This window comes from Anaerolineaceae bacterium oral taxon 439 (genome assembly GCA_001717545.1).
GTDB lineage: Bacteria > Chloroflexota > Anaerolineae > Anaerolineales > Anaerolineaceae > Flexilinea.
Genome location: CP017039.1, coordinates 2,480,612 through 2,496,487, shown reverse-complemented (window position 1 = coordinate 2,496,487; position 15,876 = coordinate 2,480,612). Strand labels below are relative to the sequence as shown.

12 protein-coding genes are annotated in these 15,876 nt (G+C 54.4%); 5 read left to right on the top strand and 7 right to left on the bottom strand.

Annotated features, from left to right (window positions below; all coding sequences use genetic code 11):
• Positions 1 to 16: 16 nt before the first annotated feature.
• A complete protein-coding gene (locus BEQ56_11100) occupies positions 17 to 1,378 on the bottom strand; it encodes a hypothetical protein (GenBank protein AOH43974.1) in 1,362 nt (453 codons plus the stop codon).
• 1 nt (position 1,379) lies between these two features.
• Positions 1,380 to 2,447 carry a hypothetical protein gene (locus BEQ56_11095; GenBank protein ID AOH43973.1) on the bottom strand — a complete coding sequence of 356 codons (1,068 nt, stop codon included), beginning with the start codon at positions 2,445 to 2,447 and terminating at the stop codon, positions 1,380 to 1,382.
• 208 nt (positions 2,448 to 2,655) lie between these two features.
• On the opposite strand from BEQ56_11095, the gene BEQ56_11090 reads away from it, so the two are divergent.
• The 5 genes from BEQ56_11090 to BEQ56_11070 all read left to right on the top strand — a co-directional run bounded on the left by BEQ56_11090 (position 2,656) and on the right by BEQ56_11070 (position 9,377).
• Positions 2,656 to 3,654 (top strand): hypothetical protein, encoded by a 999-nt coding sequence (locus tag BEQ56_11090; protein ID AOH43972.1) that lies wholly within the window; start codon positions 2,656 to 2,658, stop codon positions 3,652 to 3,654.
• A gap of 77 nt (positions 3,655 to 3,731) precedes the next feature.
• A complete protein-coding gene (locus BEQ56_11085; GenBank protein ID AOH43971.1) occupies positions 3,732 to 5,009 on the top strand; it encodes a hypothetical protein in 1,278 nt (425 codons plus the stop codon).
• 121 nt (positions 5,010 to 5,130) lie between these two features.
• The gene (locus BEQ56_11080; GenBank protein ID AOH43970.1) at positions 5,131 to 6,036 is read left to right on the top strand and encodes a sugar ABC transporter permease; all 906 of its coding nucleotides are present in this window, start codon (positions 5,131 to 5,133) and stop codon (positions 6,034 to 6,036) included.
• Positions 6,037 to 6,055: 19 nt separating this feature from the next.
• Positions 6,056 to 6,922, top strand: coding sequence for a sugar ABC transporter permease (locus BEQ56_11075; GenBank protein AOH43969.1), 867 nt, complete (start codon positions 6,056 to 6,058; stop codon positions 6,920 to 6,922).
• Between the two features lie 229 nt (positions 6,923 to 7,151).
• Positions 7,152 to 9,377 (top strand): hypothetical protein, encoded by a 2,226-nt coding sequence (locus tag BEQ56_11070; GenBank protein ID AOH43968.1) that lies wholly within the window; start codon positions 7,152 to 7,154, stop codon positions 9,375 to 9,377.
• 127 nt (positions 9,378 to 9,504) lie between these two features.
• Here the strand turns inward: BEQ56_11070 and BEQ56_11065 are convergent, their stop codons facing one another.
• The 5 genes from BEQ56_11065 to BEQ56_11045 form a co-directional block, all read right to left on the bottom strand.
• Positions 9,505 to 10,329: an ABC transporter permease gene (locus BEQ56_11065; protein ID AOH43967.1), complete on the bottom strand. Its 825-nt coding sequence runs from the start codon at positions 10,327 to 10,329 to the stop codon at positions 9,505 to 9,507.
• A 2-nt stretch (positions 10,330 to 10,331) separates the two neighbouring features.
• Entirely contained in the window at positions 10,332 to 11,255 is a 924-nt protein-coding gene (locus BEQ56_11060) for a hypothetical protein (protein ID AOH43966.1), read from the bottom strand.
• A gap of 2 nt (positions 11,256 to 11,257) precedes the next feature.
• Positions 11,258 to 12,343 (bottom strand): sugar ABC transporter ATP-binding protein, encoded by a 1,086-nt coding sequence (locus tag BEQ56_11055; GenBank protein ID AOH43965.1) that lies wholly within the window; start codon positions 12,341 to 12,343, stop codon positions 11,258 to 11,260.
• Positions 12,344 to 12,364: 21 nt separating this feature from the next.
• Positions 12,365 to 13,669, bottom strand: coding sequence for a hypothetical protein (locus tag BEQ56_11050; protein AOH43964.1), 1,305 nt, complete (start codon positions 13,667 to 13,669; stop codon positions 12,365 to 12,367).
• Between the two features lie 66 nt (positions 13,670 to 13,735).
• Positions 13,736 to 14,962, bottom strand: a complete 1,227-nt coding sequence (locus BEQ56_11045; GenBank protein AOH43963.1) for a hypothetical protein — start codon at positions 14,960 to 14,962, stop codon at positions 13,736 to 13,738.
• Between the last annotated feature and the right edge of the window lie 914 nt (positions 14,963 to 15,876).

The following is a 15,876-nucleotide window of genomic DNA, read 5'->3' as shown; positions in this document are numbered from 1 at the left end:
GTCTCCGGCGTTCAGATTATCCTTCGAAAGAACGTTCGTATTTTTCCCAGAAGCGATCGACGAGCCGCGAGGCCAGGCTGTAGGACGCGATGAGCGGATGAAGCTGAAGGGCGTCGCGGGCGAGCGCGCGATCGCGGTTCAGGATCGCTGACGCGGCGCAGCGTTCATACAGCTTCATCCGGCGTATCAGCTCTTCCGCGACCGGATGGAGCGGTTCGATCAGGCGGTCGGGCCGAATCGAACCGTCCGGATCGATCGTGCAGCTCAATTCGGCGACGTCGTTCGCTTCGAGAAACGGGATCGCGCCGCGGTTTCGGATCGATAAGATCATTCGGCCCGGTTTTCCGGTCTGGCGAATTCGCAGGTACCGCAGCGCGACGCCCGCATATCCGCCGTCTTCAGCAGCGTTTAAGTCTAACCGGTATTCCTGATTTCGTTTCTTGCCTGTTTCCGCCGCCATGTATGCGTTTTCGCGCTGTCCGTAATACGTTTCAAAAATCGCGAGCCGCTCTTCGAGCGACTGCGCGGCGCTTTCCTGGAACGCGGCGGTCATTGCGCGGTTGATTTCCATGATCTGGCGTCCGCGCGTTGTTCCCGCCCGCCGGATATTCGCGACTGCCTGTTCCCGGTAGTAATAGTAGTAGAGGTACTCGTTGAACAGCGCCCCATACGGCTGGACCAGCGCGGGTTCGAAAAATTTCATGTCGGTTTCGCGGTACAATCGCGGGTCGTGAAGGAGCCGCTGCGTCCGATCTTCACCCTGGATCCTTACCGAACGGAACCAGGAAAGATGATTCAAGCCGAAGCATTCCGCGTCGACCGCAACGGACGGAACACTTTCCATTTTTGCGATCTGACCGAACAGCGACGTCGGCGCGTCGCAGATCCCGAGCGCGGATTCATAGCCGCGATCCTGGAGCGCCTGCGTGACCAGCCCGGCCGGATTGGTAAAGTTAAAAATCGGCGCGCCCTTTTTGGCCACCCGCCGCGTCAGCTCGCAGTAGCGGACCAGTGCCGGAATCGAACGCATCGCGAACGCAAACCCGCAGGCTCCGGTCGTTTCCTGCGGAAGGAGGTCGAGCTCTTCAACGATTTTCTCGTCTTCAACGCGCAGCTCGTCCCCGCCGGCGCGGATCGTCGTGATGACGGCGTCGGCGTCGGTAAGCGCCTCATTTGCGTCTTCCGTCAGCTCAACCCGCAGCGACGGTTCCAGAAAGTTCGCGGTATCCCGCGCCAGCCCTCCGTAGATTTTCAGCTTTGTCGGATCGGTATCCATCAGGACAAGCCGGTCGATTCCCAAAGCTTCGGCCTGACTCGCGACAGATTTCGCGAGAAAAAGACTGCGGACGCCTCCTCCGCCGATGATCGTCAGTTTCATCTTAAGCTTCTCTCCTTTCGGGTTCGCGGAGCGCGGCCAGCATTGCGCCGTATTCGTCCAGTTCGGCGCGGACCTCCGGACGGAGCCCGCCTTTCTTCAGCCGATTCATCTCTTCTGATAAGTCGTCGACGTTCATCTTTCGCGGCGGACCGGGAAGGAGGTCGCGGAAATTTCCGAGGTACAGCCTTCGCAGCGTTTCCTCGCTCAGGTTCAGCCCATGGCAGCTCTCTTCGAAAGAGACGAACCGGTCGCCGGTTTCAAGAACGCGGCGCAGGTTTTCAATCGTTACGCGCCAGTGGTCCGAGGTCGTATCGGTCCCGAAGAAAATACGCGATTTGTACTTGTCGAAAAAAGCGATCCAGTCGTCCCGGCGGCCGGCGAACCCCTCGAACATTTCCCATCCAGGCGTAATATCGTACCGGATATTCGGGTAGGTTTCGAATATCCGGACCGTTTTTTCAAGATCGTCGGCGGTGAAGAAAAAATGAGCGAAGATGAGCTTGAGCGCCGGATGTTTCTCTGCGATCCGGAGCGCTTCGCCTTCGATTTCCTCCTTCGTCGGATACAGCCCGTTTCCATAGAAGACCCGGTCGCCCATCGCTTTCGCCCATTCGGGCATTCGATCCCAATCCCAGAACTCCGTCGGATCGTTGACATGATACACGACCGGCAATCCGACGTCTTCAAGATAACTGAACATCGGGTCATAAGCGGGGTCGTCGAGCGGGGCGTTATTTTTCCGGCGGATTCCCGGCTTCCCATCCATCATTTTGATCCCGTCGAAGCCGAGCGCGTAGAATCGGCGCGCCTGGGCGAGGAAGTCGGCGGCGCTCGGGAGACCCGTTTCCGGATAATAAAAACCGGCGAAAGCGGTCCCGCGTCCGGCGGATTTCAGCTTGATCCAGGCCGACAGGAGATTATTCGCCGCGAAGCGCGCGCCGAGAGACGCTGCGCTCAGGATATTAAAAGCGGCGTAGGGCAATTCGTCCGCCATGTCCAGAACGTCCTGCGCCTGGGCTGGCGAAAATGCGTGAATATGTAAATCTGCGATCGGGTAACGGAAAAACATGATTTTTCATCCTTTCGATACGATACCGCCAATTAATATGTGAAAAGGTTTTCCTGTCAAGGGGAACCGCAGTTTTTTTCGAAAATCATGACGAAAACGGGATTAAAGTCATCGATTTTCGATTTGTCTGGAATCCGTCTTGACAGGAAAAGGTTTTCCTCTATAATTCACACCACAATATACGAAATGATCTGGTTCGGAAGTGAAAATGGCAGCGATTGATATTCGATTTATTGCATTAAAAGCAGGCGTTTCCCCGGCGACCGTGTCGCGCGTCATGAACGGAACAAAAAAGGTCAGTCCTGAGCTGGCGGCGCGCGTCCTCGAAACGGTCGATCGCTATCAGTATTCGCCGAACCTCAACGCGCGCAGTCTCGTTCATCATCGAACGAAGCTGATCGGTATCGTTACGCCGAACGTTTCCGGTTCGTTTCATGCGGCGCTGATTTCCGAGATTGAGAAGGCTTTGGAGTTGGCTGGATACGCCGTCATCGTTTCGAATTTTTCGGGCGACCCGGATCAGGAGTTCAGAACGTTCCGGATGATGCGCGAGCGGGTGACGGACGGCGTGATCCTGCTTCATGAAAATACTGAGGCGGAGTTCATGCCGATCCGGCAGTCCTTCCACGCGCCGATTGTCCTGGCGAGCGTTCAGACGGAGTCCGACGCGGATTATTCGGTTTCAATCGACGACGAGCGGGCGGCTTACGACGCGGCCCGTGTCATTATCGAGAACGGTCATCGTCGGATCGCGGGGGTTTTCAGCGCATCGTATTCGGCCGGAACGCTTCGAAAGCGCGGTTTTCGTCGGGCGCTATCCGAAGCGGGGCTCGGTCCTGTTCTTGAAATCACGGCGAGCTGCACGTTGGCGGGGGGGATTGAAGCGGCGGAGACGATCGGGCGAAGCGCTTCGGCGCCTACGGCGGTTTTCTTCATGTCTGACGAGGCAGCGATCGGAGCGATCCGAAAGTTTCGCGATCTCGGGATTCGGGTTCCTGATGATTTATCGATCGTGAGCTTTGACGATATTCCGTATTCCGATTTCGTAACGCCGCGCCTGACAACGGTCCGCCAACCCATTCAGCGGATCGGAAGCGCCGCCGCGGAGCTTCTCCTTCGGCGGATTCAGGGGGAAGAGGGAATGGAACGCAAGGTTTACCTGCCGCATTCGCTCACGATCCGAGAAAGCTGCGTCCGGGCGGCGTAAGCGGCGAGGCGCCGGGGATAGAAACGACGGCCGTCGCGGGAGCGGGCCGACGGAAAATAAAAAGGAGATAATAGAATATGAAAAATTGCATGAAAATGGTTTATGGGCTGGTCTTATTAGCGGCGATCGCTTCGCTGGCGTTTGGCGCGGGCGCGGTAAACGCGGCGGACCCGGTCAGGATTTCGTTTATGATCTGGGACGAGGTTCAGCGTCCTGTTTTTGACGAGATCGTCGCGGAATTCATGGAAGCCAATCCGGAGATCGATGTCGAAATTCAGCTGACCCCCTGGAGCCAATATTGGACGAAGCTGGACGCGGCGGCGGGCGCGGGAGAAGCGCCGGACGTTTTCTGGATGAATACGTTTATGACGAAGTACACGGACGCGGGCATCCTTGAGCCGTTGGATCCATATATCGACGCGGCGGGATTGAATCGCGCGGCCTGGCTGGATACGACGATGAACGCCTATGCCGACGAGGGCGTTCAGTACGCGATGCCGAAGGGAATGGATACGGTTGTCGTCGCTTTCAATCGGAATATTTTTGAAAAATATAGCGTCGACGTTCCCGCTGAGGGTTGGAGCTGGGCGGAATTCGTCGCGAAGGGAGCCGAGCTCCGCGACGCGATCGCCGCGAACGGCGGGGATGAGTACGCGTTGGTCATGGAGATCGATTCGGCGCAGCCGTCGTATATTCAGCTTCTTTCACAGGATGGCCTCAGGATTTTCGACGAGAGCGAAAAAGGAACCGATCTTGACGCGCCGGAAGCGGTCGCCGCGTTCGCGGATATCGTTTCGCTGATCGATGAGAAAATTATGCCTGATTTCAAGGTCCTTTCCGATACCAAAGCGACCGATCTCTTCCTTTCGGAAAAAGCCGGGATGGTTTACGTCGGTTCCTGGAAATCGTCGGTTTTGGACGAGGCTTCGTTCGCGAGCGAAATCGGGTTGATCAAGATGCCGCTGCGGACGATCGACACCTGCGCAATCGGCGGGCTGGGGTACTCGATGAGCGCGTTTTCCGAAAATAAGGACGCGGCATGGAAGCTGATCGAGTTCCTGAGCGGGGCGGAATCGAACCGGATTCAGGCGGAAGCCCGGATCGAAATTCCGGCGTATCTCGCGGCTCAGGAAGCGTACCTTCCCGCGTTCAAGCATATCGACGGCTCGGTCTTTATTGAGCAGGGCGTCTCCTCGGTCCGGTTCCCCAGCCATCGTCCGTTGGCGACGACGATTTCGATCATGGGCGATTACGCGGCGAAGATTTTCTCGAAGGAGATGACCCCCGGGGAAGGCGTCGCGGAGATGGCGGAAGCGATTATCGAGGCTGTCGCCGAATATCGCGCCGACATGTAACCGTTTGAGCGTGAAGGGGAAGGCGTTCGTCGGGCGTCTTCCCCTTGTCTTTTTCGCCGCTTTCCGTTTTCGGGCGGAAGAGGATAGGATCGGGAGAACCGAGCTTGAAAGGAGTCCTGAGATGTTTTTTATGCGGAAGCGATCCGAGATGAAGCGGAAGGAAATCCTGACGGGGTACCTGATGATCAGTCCGCTCCTGATCGGGCTGGGCGTATTTTTCGTGTATTCTTTTTTCGTTAATATCTATTATTCGATGACGAATAAGAAAACGTTCGGGGCGATTCGCTTTACCGGATTCCGGAATTTCGAAAAGCTATTCGGTTCGGAAAAATTCTGGAGCGCGCTTTCGAATACCTTTAAGTACGTCCTGATCTGCGTTCCGCTCGTGATTATTATTTCGCTGATTTTAGCGGTGCTGCTGAATCGGAACGTTCGCGGGACGGGCGTTTACCGGACTCTGATTTTTCTTCCCGCGGTGACGATGCCCGCCGCGATCGGGCTGATCTGGAAATGGATTTTCAATTATGAATTCGGGATCCTGAACGCCGGGATCGGGGCGTTCGGCGGCGAGCGGATCGCCTGGCTGTCGGATAAGAATTTCGTTCTTTGCGCGATTTCGGCGGTCCTGATCTGGGCGGACGTCAGTTTGCGCATGATCGTTTTCTTAGCAGGGCTTCAGGCGATTCCGAAATCGCTTTACGAGGCGGCGGAGATCGACGGCGCGGACGAAACGACGCGCTTTTTCCGGATCACGATTCCGCTTTTATCGCCGACGATTTTCTTTGCGGCTTTGATGGAGATGATCGGCGTGTTCCAGATTTTCGATTTTATCTATTTGATGATCTCTCCGAACAGTGCCGGTCTTTCGGCAGCGCGCTCGCTCGTATCATATTTTTACGACGAGGCGTTTATCCGTGGGAATCACGGCTACGGTTCGGCGATTACAGTCGTTCTTTTCCTGATTATCCTGATCGTTACCGGGCTGCAGCTGGCCTTGCAGAAAAAATGGGTTTATCAGGAAGTGTAGCGGGAGGAGGTCGCTGGCAATGAAAACGACGACGAATCCGGCTGTGGACCAGCCGGCGGGAACGGCAGGGAGGCGAAGGTCCGATATCGCGGTTCATGCGGTCTTATCGTTCGCCGTCCTGATTTCGGTTACGCCGTTTATCTGGATGATCCTGACGGCGTTTAAAAATTATGAGGAAAGTATTCGGATCCCGATTTCGTTCCTGCCGGCGCGATGGGATTTCGCTAATTTTCAGGTAATCCTGTCGAAGTTCCCGTTCGGCCGCTTTTACCTGAATACCTTTACAGTCATGATTTTTGTTATTCTTGGCGAGCTGGCGATTTCGTCGATGGCGGCGTACGCGTTCGCGCGCCTCGATTTTCCGTTCAAGAACGGGATTTTCGTGTTCTGTCTGAGCTTGATGATGGTCCCCGGGCAGATTTTTATCATTCCCCAGTATGACCTGATGGTTAAAGCGGGGCTGACGAACACGATCGCAGCGTTGATCCTTCCGCGAATCTTCAGCGTTTTTTCGACGTTCCTCCTGCGGCAGTTTTTCCTCGGACTTCCGCGCGATCTGGATGACGCGGCGAAAATCGACGGATGCAGCTTCTTCGGGATTTATTTCCGGATTCTATTGCCGCTGATCCGTCCGGCGCTGGTTTCGGTCGCGATCCTGTCGGGCCTGACCGTTTGGAAGGACTTGCTCTGGCCGCTGATCGTGAACAGCTCAATGGAAAAGTATACGCTGTCGGCGGGATTGGCGCTGCTCATCGGGGAGCATACGACCCACTTTCCGCAGGTCATGGCGGGAAGCCTGATGGCGGTGACGCCGATGATTGTCGCGTTCTTTATCCTTCAGCGACAGTTCGTCGAGGGGATCGCGAACTCAGGAATTAAGGGATAATAAGCGGAAGCGGGATGGGCTGATTCGATTTTTTTCATAATGGGTTTGGTTGAAGTATAGAACGAAACGATGAGGCTGTCTTTTTATGAACTGCCTTCCCAGAATTGATCCAAAATCTGATTTGAGGGGCAGCCTCGTCGGAATCCCTTTTTTATAACCAAAAAGTCGATTTTTGCTTATCAGACTGTATAATAAGCTATTATATTCCTATCAGGAAGGTATGCTGCGAATGTTTTCCAATCGTCGTGTAAAAATATTCTTCTATATATTGGTATCTTTAGTGTTTATTTACAGCATCAATGAAGATATTTTTTATTTCTACGACATTTATACATTTAACAGAGAATTTTCTCCTGCGGTAGACTCAAAAGGCGATTATATCCTGACGCCGCAGGTGATATTAAAGAAAGGGCTTTACACGTTTTACTTTGACGTCGTGACTGAATCGATTGGAAACGGTTATTTTGTGATTGACAGCAATGATGAAATTATTCTGATGGACGAGTTTCTTCCGAGGGTTAAGGAGGAAGTCGTTCAATTAGAAATCCTGGATACTTCAAAGCAGGTTCGAATCGGCGTTTCGTACGATCCCGCTGGCGGAACTTTTCTATTTAAAAAAGTATATATTGAGTCGGATTTTATCATTTCGCGCGATTCAATCCTGCGGCATTTTGTTGTATCTTTGTTCTTAGCGATTCTGTTTATGCTGCTGGGCTGGCGTATTTTCTATTCCGCCTCCTGGTTCGATCGATTCGGAAGGTTATCCTCTCCCGCGAACGAAAGAATATTGATCTTCCTTGTGGCGATATCCGTGATTACGACCTATCCATATTTTTACAATAAAATCTATTTGCGAACGGACGATTACATGTTTCACCTGCTGCGGGTCGAAGGGATCAAGGTTGGGCTGGAAAATGGCATGTTCCCTGTTCGGATGAATCCGTTTTTCTTAGAAGGCTACGGGTACGGCGACGGTTTGTTTTACCCGAACCTGACAATGTATTTCCCCGCCGTTTTGCGTCTCCTGGGCTTTTATCCCATTACGGCGTATAAGATTTTTGTCATCCTGCTGAATTTCCTTTCAATCGGCTGTTTTTATCTGGCGGTTTCCAGAATCTCGAAATCCAGGTACAGCGGCCTGATTGGCGCGGTCTTTTACGCGTTTGCATCGCATCGGCTGATCGAAATTCTTTATCGCTGCGGCATGGGCGAAGCGCAGTCCTTCCTGTTTACGCCGATCGTTATTCTGGGGTTGTACGAGATCTTCAATGACCATGAAGATAAATGGTATATTCTGGCGATTGGCGTGATCGGATTAGCCTGGTCCCACCTGTTGAGCCTTGTTCTCGCTTTTATCGCCGTTGCTATTTTCCTCCTGTTCCGGATTAAGGACATTCTTCAGAATAAAAAAATTCTGGCGGCGCTGATCAAAGCGGGACTGATCGTGATCGGATTCTGCGCGTCGTTTTATTTTGCGATGGCTGAGCAGCTGCTTACGACGAAAACAACTGCGAATATCTTAGTTTCGACGATATCGATTCGTGGGCGGGCTGGAATGTCGGTTATCCCCGGTTCGCATCCTTTTGCGGCGGCTCCTGACTGGCTTCGGTTTAATGATCCGAACATGGGCCTGCCGTTGCTGTTATTGCCGCTGGTATTTCTATCGCTGAAGAAAAACAGCAAAAATCGCAATCAGCAGCTCGCAATTTTTTTCCTGATCAGCGGTTTAGTCGCGGTATTCGTTTCGACAGAGTGGTTCCCGTGGTACCTGTTTTCATGGATCGCGAACCGGCTTCAATTTGCCTGGCGTGTTTTGATCATTGCCGTTCCCCTGTTGTCGCTTTCGGCAGGGCTGATCAGCGAAATTCTGATTCCGCAGAAGTTCAGGAAGCCGGCGCTTTATCTGCTGGTTGCGATCAGCGCGCTTTCGGTTGTTCCTCTTTACCATAGCGCGATACAGCTACGTTTGGTCATGGATAATCCGCTGCATCTGGAATCCTTACGCGTGAGCGGCGGCGAATACATGCCGGTTGGATCGGATTATAAATTCATTGATAAAAATAAGGACACGGTCCTGTCCAACGATCCGACGCTGCAGGTTCTGACTCACGATCGAAAGCCGCTCAGGTTCAGCTTTGAATTCAAAACTGAAACGCTGCCTCCGGACGGACTGCGATTTGAAATTCCGCTGTTGTATTACACGGGTTATGTTGTCGAGTATGAGGCTCCGGGGAAAGATCCGGTCGAGATCCGGCCCTATCTCGGCGACCATGGTTTTGTCGCGGTTGATCTCCAGAACGAAAAAGAAGGACGGATTACGGCGTTTTACCAAACGACGCTGGTACAGCGGCTGGGCGACTGGATTACGCTGCTGACCCTGATCGGGTGCGCGGCGTATGGGCTTCGGGCCGGCTGGAAAAAACGGGCGCTCAGGCGGGCCGTGATCAAGGCATAAACGTTTCGTCGGCGATATCTGATGATTCATGCGCATTGGCGCGTTTCATGATCCTCCCGCCAATGCGCATGAATTTATTTCTTCATCGCAGATTCATTCCGCCTTCTGTTGTCAATCTGTAATTCTTTTACCCCTTCAGCCCCCCGCGGGCGACGCCATTTACGATATTTTTCCGCGTCACGAGGAACAGCAGGATCATCGGCAGGACGACGATCGTCGAGGCCGCCATCATGATTTCGTTCCGCGCGCCGCCTTCGGTTACGAACGTGTATAACCCGAACGGGAGCGTCCGGACGTTTTTCGAATTCGTCGCCAGCATCGGCCACATGAACGAGTTCCAGCTGGCGATCGTATTCAGCAGGATAATCGTGAAGAGCGACGGGCGCGCGATCGGGACCATGACGCGCCAGAGGAACCGCCAGTTCGAGCAGCCGTCGACCCGGGCCGCCTGATACAGCGAATCGGGGATCGAGTCGAAAAAGTTCTTTAAGATATACGTGTAGAAAATACTCGACGTGAACGGGATTATCAGCGCGATTAACCGGTTATGCAAGCCCAGCTGCACAATCGTTCGGTAATTCGTAATCACGACCATTTCAAACGGGACCATCATCATCGCCAGCAGCCAGCCGAAAACGCGGACCCGGCCGACGAAGCGCAGCCTCGAAAAGGCGAATGCCGCCAGGATCGTCGTCATCGTGCAGAGGGTTACGCTCGATACGGCGGCGAGGACCGAGTTCAGGAAGTAGCGGCCGAACGGCGCGGTTTCGAGCGCGAAGCGATAATTCCTGAGCGTGATTTCGGTTGGGATGAGCTGCGGCGGGAAGGTATTGATGCCTTCGGAGGTCTTGAGCGATCCGCTGATCATCCAGTAAAACGGGAAAACCATCAGCATTGCGCCGAGGATCAGGAAGAGATAAAGGAGAACCGTCGACAGTTTCAATTTTTTCATGGTTATTCTTTTCCCTGGATGCGGCTGTTCCATTTTCGGATCAGGAACTGGATCCGGGTAAAAATCAGGATCAGCAGGAATAAAACGACGGCCGCGGCCGCGGCGCGCCCGTATTTCGGCGGCGTCAGTCCGCGGAACTGATAATAAATATAATAAACGAGCGTGTACAGGTTATGGCCGATTCCCGGTCCGGAGAAGAGCGGGAAAAGTTCGTTGAAGACTTTGAACGCGCTGATCGTGTTGATAATGATGACGAGCCAGATCGTCGGCGACAGGAGCGGGACGGTAATCCGGAAGAAAATCCGGATCGGGGACGCGCCGTCGACCTTCGCCGCCGTATAATAGCGCGGATCGATATTCTGCAGCCCTGACAGGAGCAGGATAATCGTAAATGGGAGCATGCTCCAGACTCCGTAAATACAGAGCGCCCAGAAATTCGCTTTCGGATTCTGGAGCCAGTTGACGCCCGGAATTCCCGCCAGCCCGAGGAAAAAGTTGATAATCCCGCTGCGATAGTTGAACATGTATTTCCAGGTCAGCCCGACCGCCGTCACCGAGGTAATCATCGGCAGGAAATACAGCGTCTGAAACGTTCCGTTGAAATGGATATTCTGGTTCAGCAGCGACGCGAAGATAATCGAAAGCGAAACGGCGATCGGGATGACGACGAGGACGTACTGAAACGTGATCCGGATCGCCTGAAGAAAGTAGGGGTCGCTGAGGATAAACGCGAAGTTGGCGAAGCCGAAGCCGGAATACGCGCCAGTCAGATGCTTATAGTTTTCCTTGATCGAGAGGAGGAAAACGTTGACGATCGGGTACAGCGTAAAAATACAGACGCCGACTGCGAACGGGAGGAGATAGAGGAACGGCTCGATTTTCTTTTTCCAGGAACCGTTCTTTACGGGAGTTTCGCCGGAGCTCATCGTTATACCAGCCTGTCGCCGCTTTGGGCGTCGAAAACGAAGACGCCGCGCGGTTTCAGCGTCAGCCGGATCGTTTCGCCGGCTCGGATCGTTTCGTCGCTGTCGATAAAGACGCGGGCGTCGAAATCGCCGACGCGAACGTTCGCGAGCGTATCTTTCCCGGTCACGGAAAGCGCGACGACGCTGCCTTCAATGAAATTAGCGGGATCGTCCGCCCCAGCGTCCACGGCCGGCGCCGGATCGAAGCTCTCCGCGCGAATGGACAGGTGAACCTCCCGGCCGTCGGCGATTTTTTCCGCGCCGGGAACGGAGATCGGCCGGTCGGCCCCGCGAACCGCGATTTTTCCGCCGCGGACGACGCCGGCAAGTTTGTTGATGACCGGGTTGCCGAGGAAGTCGGCGGTGAATTCGTTCGCCGGGTTTCGATAAATTTCGAGCGGCCCGGCGATCTGCTGTAAATATCCGTCTTTCATCAGGATAATCTGGTCCGAAATGCTCATTGCCTCCTCCTGATCATGGGTCACGAAGATGGTCGTGACGCGGGTCTCCTGCTGAATTCGGCGAATCTCCTCGCGCATCTCGATCCTCAGCCGCGCGTCCAGGTTGCTCAGCGGTTCGTCAAGAAGAAGGAGCTGCGGATTTTTGACGAGCGCGCGGGCGATCGCGACGCGCTGCTGCTGGCCGCCGGAAAGCTGAGCCGGGCGGCGTTTCAGCAGGTTGTCCACGTAAACCATTTCAGCTAATTCGGTCGCCCGGCGAATTCGTTCGGATTTCCTGACGCCCTGAATTTCGAGCGGAAAGCAGATATTTTCCAGAACGCTCATATGCGGATAGAGGGAATAGTTTTGGAAAACGAGGCCGATCCCGCGTTTTTCCGGTTCTGATTCGGTCACGTCGCGGTCGTCGAAAAAGATTCTTCCGGACGTGACCGGGATGATCCCGGAGAGCATGTTCAGGATTGTCGACTTTCCGCAGCCGGACGGCCCGAGCAGGCAAAGCAGCTGTCCGGAAGGGAGCTGCGCTGTGAAGTCGTTTACGGCGATCGTTTCGTCGAATTTTTTTGTGATATGATCGAGGGTAATCTTCATTTTGCCGAGGTTCGTCCCTTTCTACGATTCGGATAAAAGCTCTTTTAGCGCGCTTCCTTCGGCGTCGCGGAGTTCGATTCCGGTCAGCGCGGCGAGCGTCGGCCCGACGTTAATAATCGAAGTCCGTTCGATCGTTACGCCGGGCCTGATTCCGGCTCCGGCGGCGAAAAGCGTCGTCGTTTCGTCCCGTTCGGGAAGGTAGCCATGGCTGGCGACGGAGTAATAGCGTCCGGGCTTCAGGTAGGGCGTAAACAGGTCGGCGCCGGCGAGCGTCGCGTCAAACGCGGTCGGTTCCTCGCCTTCAACGACGAAGTCGAGCGGCCCGGTCAGTCCGTAGTTCTTTTCCGCTTCCTCCTTCGTCAGGACGACGCCGATCGGGTTTTCCGGGTCGTCCTTCAGCGTCAGAAGGAACCGGTATACCTTTTCCCGGAGCGCTGCGTCGCCCGGATCTTTCAGCTGGATCCATCCGGACATCGAGGCGGAATGGCAATAGGCCTGATAATCGATCAGGCGGTTCCCGGCGTCGGTCCGCAGGAAGCCATGATCGCGGAGGAGCAGGTTCATGTTGACCGTGCGGCGGATATCGGCCTGTCCATGGTCGCCGAGGATCACGAACGCCGTCTGATCGAATTCGCCGTGACGGCGAACCGCTTCGACGATCACGGCGAATTCCTCGTCGTGTTTTTTCAGCTGCGCTTTAACGAAATCGTTATCGATTCCGTTCTGGTGCCGAACCGTGTCCAGATCGCACATTTTAATGAACATCAGGTCCGGCTGGCCGAAGTCGCGAAGGATATCCGGCGCCAGCGCCATGGTAAACAGGTCGAGGCTTCGGTCCCTTCCTTTTAAATAGCGGCTGTATTTCCAGTAATACGCGTCCAGGAGGCACTGCGACGCGTTCCCGGCGAGGAACTGGTACGGGTCGTCGCCCTGGTAGGAAATCGGCACGATCATCGGCATATTGAAATCGATATCCGCCTTTCCGGTTACGGGCCAGCTCAGCGCGCAGCTCGTTTTTCCGGCGCGGCGGGCGGCGTCGAAAACTGTATCGCCCTGGATATCCGAGCGCTGGTTGTACCAGGGGGCGCGCGGATTTTCGACGGCGACTTTCTCGTTGTGCGGGATGCCGTGGCCTTTGGCGGTGTTGCCGGTGATCACGGCGACATGGCAGGGGTACGTCAGGCTCGGATAGATGGGCTCGAGATGCCGGACGCACGAACCGCGGTTCAGGATCGCGCCCATGTTCGGGAGCGTCCGGATCTGATCGAGGTCCAGCGTGCAAAGCGCGTCGAGCATGAAGACGACAAGTTTAATCGGTTTCATCATCTGGGGGCCTGAGCGTTTTACAGGAAGGGGGCTGGAAAGCCCTCTTCCTGTGAAGAACAGCGTGAATTATTCCTGCATCGCGGCGTTCGAGGTCGCTTCGGCGGCGGAAACCGCGTCCGCGGCGCTCATCTGGTCGGTTGCGACTTTCTCGATCAGCGCTTTCAGCTCGTCCCGGACCGTGTTCGCGCCGGTGAAGCTCGGGAGGGCGTAGGCGTACGGCGCCTGCTCGCTGAGCGCGGTCAGCGCGATATTCCCGGAGACGAACGCCTTAAAGGAATCGAGCTCCGCGGTATCGTTATACGGCGTAAACGCGACGACGGCTTCCGCCCAGCGTCCCGCGTTTTCGGGATTCGTAAAGTACTCGACGAATTTCACCGCGGCTCTTTCGGTCTCTTCGTCGCTGGCGAAAACGAGCGCGGAGCGGGTCCAGGCCGGAGCCCAGTTCGTCCCCCCGGCGGTCTGCGGGAGCGGCGCGGCGGCGAGCTCGTCGTCGCCGAGGTCGAGGTACGGAAGTCCGGCGGAGGAACCGGCGTAGGCGGCGAGTTGTCGGGCGCTCATGTCGTTCGAGAAGTAGTTCCCCGTCGTCGGCGCTAATCCGAAGTAGCCTTCCCTGACGCCCTTCGCGTACCAGTCGACGCTGGCGACGAATTCAGGCGTATTGAACAGGACGGTCTTCTTTTCGAGATCGACGTATTTGCCGCCGCCCTGGAGAAGGAACGCCTGCATTCCGTCGGTCAGCGAGTCGAACGCGAACCCGGGAATTTTATATTCGGCGTAGATCGCCTTCGCGGCTTCCTCGATCTCGTCCCAGGTTTTCGGAGCGGAAAACCCGACCTTATCGAACATCGTCTTATTATAGAAGAGGATCGGACCGGTCGACTGGACCGCGACGGCGTAGAGACCGCCGTCCTCAAAGCCGGTCGATTCGGCGTAAATCCCTTCGGAAACGCGGGCTTTATAATCGGATTCCATGTATTTCGACTGGTCAACGATCAGCCCGTCCGGGATATAGTCGGCGGCGGTTGAGGCGTAGTTGAAGATTATATCCGGTCCGGTCCCGGTTGAAACGGCTTCGTAAACCTTCGCAAGGAACCCGTCGTACGGCTGCGATTCGGCGACGACCTTGATCCCCGGGTTGGCCTCGTTGAATTCGGCGATGATTTCCTGAAGGATAGCCTCCTGCCCTTCGGTGAACCTGTGCCACCAGGTGACTTCGACGTCGGCGGCGAGAACTGCGCTGATACTCAGGAGCGCAACGGCAATAACGATGAATACTGCGATACTCTTCTTCATGTTTTTCTCCTTGGTCAATTTATGCGAGGGGTTCCCCGCGTTCCCACGATTTAAAAAATATTCAGGCTGTCAATCGCGCGAAGGCTTTCCGGTAAGTCTGGCTCGTAAATAATTTTATCACTGATAAAGTTCAAGAATGCAAGCTCGAAAGATTCTCTTTCGGAATTCGTTTCCCGGTCAACGTTGAAACGTCGTCTTCTCAATCATTCAATCGTATTCATCTTGACGACGCTTTCCAACTGAATTACACTGTTATCAGCCAACGGCGCCGCACATCCGCCGTTGCCCTGGGGAGAATCGGGCGAGCGCAAGGTATAAGGTATTGCATATTAAAAAGGAGAAAATTATGAGGAAACGGCTGATAAATTTTGTGGTTTTGTTTGTCGTTCTGTGCTGTATTGCGTTGCCAATCGGCGTCGTAAACGTGCATGCGGGGAGTTGTCAGGGAATGGGGTGTCATGGTTTAAACCCTCACTCAACTGGGTGCGATTATGCGGCGACTTATTATTTACGTAAGTCTGTTACTGAGGTAGAGGTGTCAACAAGGAAATCGTTGTTCTGTAATGCAAAATGGACAACAGTCGTGAATCAAAAAGTTACTCCCCAGTATATTGGTGGATCCGTTTACTTTTTAATGAATGGCTATCAACCTCACTTTAGTGAACGATCGGCGGGTCCGGTTGACAAAGATTACCGTATTTATACAAATATGGTTGGCGATGCATCCAGAGATGTGAAATCTTGTGGAAGGGGAGACCCGTATTCATTAGTAAGTCTTCCGGTTTCTGGCGATAATTATTGCGTTGGGACAGTTAAATAATTTTAAAAGTAGGTTAAAAAAAATGAAAAAGACAAAATTAATAATATGTTTATATTTATTGATTTGCTGTGGTAGCATATTAGCTTCAGACTTA